Source organism: Streptomyces sp. NPDC020362 (assembly GCF_040642095.1).
In the GTDB taxonomy this organism is placed as follows: domain Bacteria; phylum Actinomycetota; class Actinomycetes; order Streptomycetales; family Streptomycetaceae; genus Streptomyces.
In genome coordinates this window covers 1-2628 of record NZ_JBFAET010000423.1, presented here as the reverse complement: position 1 = coordinate 2628, position 2628 = coordinate 1, and the positions used below count along the sequence as shown (strand labels likewise).

The window sequence follows — 2628 nt, the reverse complement described above, 5'->3', positions numbered from 1 at the left end:
GCGCCCCCGTAGGTGAGGCTCATCCGGGTGAAGTGCTGGACGTCCGGATGCTTCTTCCACGACTGCGGACGGTCCAGGCGCACGGTCACCGGGTACAGGCGGAAGGTGCCCGCCGCGCAGTACGGCTTGCAGTCGTTGACCGCGTTCACGCCCACGGCGGTGGCCGCGTCCGGGCTCCATTGCGTCCAGTGGAGCTCGACCAGGCGGCTGTTGCCGTCACCGCAGGCCAGGATGAAGTCGGTTGGGCGGACGTTGCGGTTCGAGAAGCAGTCGACCAGCACGGGCTGCCGGGTATCGGTCTTCCGGCCCGCGGCAGCCGGAGGGCTCGCCGTGGCTGTGGTCATGGATGCGGTGAGCAGGGCTCCCGCTGCCAGGGTGACCGCCGTTCCCACCAGTGATCCGCGCATGGCCGCTCCCACCCGTCGTGCGTGTACCGCTGCGTGCATCTCGACGCTACGACCGTCCGCCCGGTTGCACCAGTCGCGCAGGTCGCGCGGCGTGTCAGCCGTGCGAGACGGTCAGCCCGTAGAAGGCGACGCGGGCCCCCTTCGTGGTGCTGTCCGAGGAGGACTGGTTGTACGAACCCGCCTTGAAGTACTGCTTGTACGACGAGAACGACGACGGTATGCCGTAGTGGGTGGTGGTCCCGTCGACGGTCAGATCGATGGTGTTCCCGCCCGAGACGGCGATGGTGTAGCTCCACGTCTTCCCGACGGGCACATGTCCCACGGGGTGCGGGGTCTGACCGCCGGACGGGGAGTCCTCGGTGCCGAGCACGATGTCGCCGTTCGCGTGGTAGTACAACTCCAGCAGTGGCTTGGTGGACGAGCCTCCGGAGCCCAGGTGGATCTGTCCCACGCAGACGTTCTTGGCCACCGAGACCACCCGCAGGGTCGCGCTCAGCCGGTGGGAGCCCTTGAGTGCCCAGTCCGCGGGGCTGCCGCCCCGGTTCATCTCCCGCAGCTCGGAGCGGGCGTAGTTGGAGTTCGGCGTGGTCACACCCTTCTCGGGTGCCCAGAAGGTCATCGCGCCGTCGCGGGTGTCGGTGTAGAAGTACGCGTCCTGGTAGCCGGTCGCGCCCTGCAGCCGGGACGAGGGGATCGTGGTGGGGGAGCCGGGCGAACCGACGGGTTCCTGGAGCTGCCAGACGGACAGGTCGAAGTTGCCGCCGGGAGCGACATGCGGGTCGGCCGCATCCGCGCTGCCGCCGGTGAGCGCGGTGAGGCCGAGGGCGAGGCCTGTGGCGGCCAGGGCCGCCAGGAGCCGGGTACGGGGCACGTGGGGGGTCCTTCCGTCGGAAGGACGCATCCGGTGTTCATACCCGTGAACACCGGACGCATCCTTGTTCATCGGTGACCCGTGAAGCTAGAGGTCTGGACCAGGAACGTCAAGTGGTTCAGCAGGCGCCCTCGTCCTGCCAGGGACCCCACTCCGAGGCGCCGGGCGCCTCGTTCTGGGTCCACCACTTGGCCTTCCAGTTGTGCTTGTTGTACGAGACCTCGTTCCCGGCCGTGTACACCGCCGTCGAACTCCAGGCGGTCTTGCAGGAGGTGGGCGTCGGTGTCGGGGTGGGTGTGGGTGTGGTGCTGGGCGGGGTGGCGCCCGCGAACTGCACCGAGTACTTGGCGAAGTCCCAGGAGTTCTGGGTCACGCTGGAGCAGGTCCCCGACGTGCGGCCGCCGTTGTCGGGCGGCGTGCACTGACGGTCGCGGTTCAGCGACCAGAACGTGAACCGGTCCATGTGGTGGCTGGTGGCGTAGTCCAGCACCGTCTGGAAGTCGGCCTGGGTGAAGTACTCGCCGCTGTCGCTGCGGCCGTTCATGCCGGAGAAGCCCTCGTGGGCGTAGGCGGTCGCCTGGTCCCAGCCGAACGTGGACTGCAGGATCGAGTTGAAGTTGGCCAGTGCGGCGGTCTGGCTCGCCGCCCCGTTGAAGCCGCCGTCGAAGGGCATGATGGAGAAGTTGTTCGGGGTGAATCCCTGCGACTTGGCCTCCAGCAGCATCTGCTTGCCGAACCAGCCGGTGCCGTCCGCCGTGCCGGCCGTGGTCACGGACACGTACAGGCCCGGGTTGTTCTGCTGCAGGATCTTCGCGGCGCCGATCTCGTTCTTGATCGCCGCACTGTTCTCGTACTCCGGCTCCTCCAGGTCGAAGTCGATGGCGTGCAGCCCGTACTTGGTGATGACCTGCTGGTACGCCGCGGCCGTGGAGGCCGCGTCCGAGCAGGTCTGCCCGAGCTTGGTGCCGCCGTACCCGCCGATGGAGACGGAGACGTCACCGCCCTTGGCGCGGATGGTGTCGATGACCGACCTCACGGCCGTGTCGGAGGAGACCGGCGCCGTGCCGCCCCAGGTCGGGGAGCAGCCGCCGCCGTTCGGTGCAAGGATGAATGCGAGCTGGAAGGCCTTGAGGCCGGTGGTGTCCATGATGGCGGCCGCGTCCGGCGGGTCGTTGTCCAGCGGCATCAGGTAGGGGGCTGCGGCGTACCACCGGTTGTCCAGTGCGGTGGTCGCCCCTGAGGCGTTGCCCGCGACGAGTGCGGTGGTGCCCGCTGCGGCCAGTCCGACGGCGGCCGCCGCACCCAGACATGCACGAAGACGTCTCACTGCGTGCCTCCAGAGGGGTGGGG

3 protein-coding genes are annotated in these 2628 nt (G+C 68.7%); all 3 read right to left on the bottom strand.

Translation table 11 applies throughout. The annotated features are described in order from the left end of the window. Positions 1-407: hypothetical protein (locus AB0H32_RS47765; RefSeq protein WP_361135844.1), on the bottom strand; the 407-nt coding region annotated here is incomplete at its 3' end. A gap of 94 nt (positions 408-501) precedes the next feature. Beyond that, a complete protein-coding gene (locus tag AB0H32_RS47760) occupies positions 502-1251 on the bottom strand; it encodes a polysaccharide lyase family 7 protein (protein WP_361135847.1) in 750 nt (249 codons plus the stop codon). Positions 1252-1396: 145 nt separating this feature from the next. Beyond that, complete coding sequence (locus AB0H32_RS47755; protein WP_361135841.1) at positions 1397-2605, bottom strand: chitinase; 1209 nt, start codon at positions 2603-2605, stop codon at positions 1397-1399. Between the last annotated feature and the right edge of the window lie 23 nt (positions 2606-2628).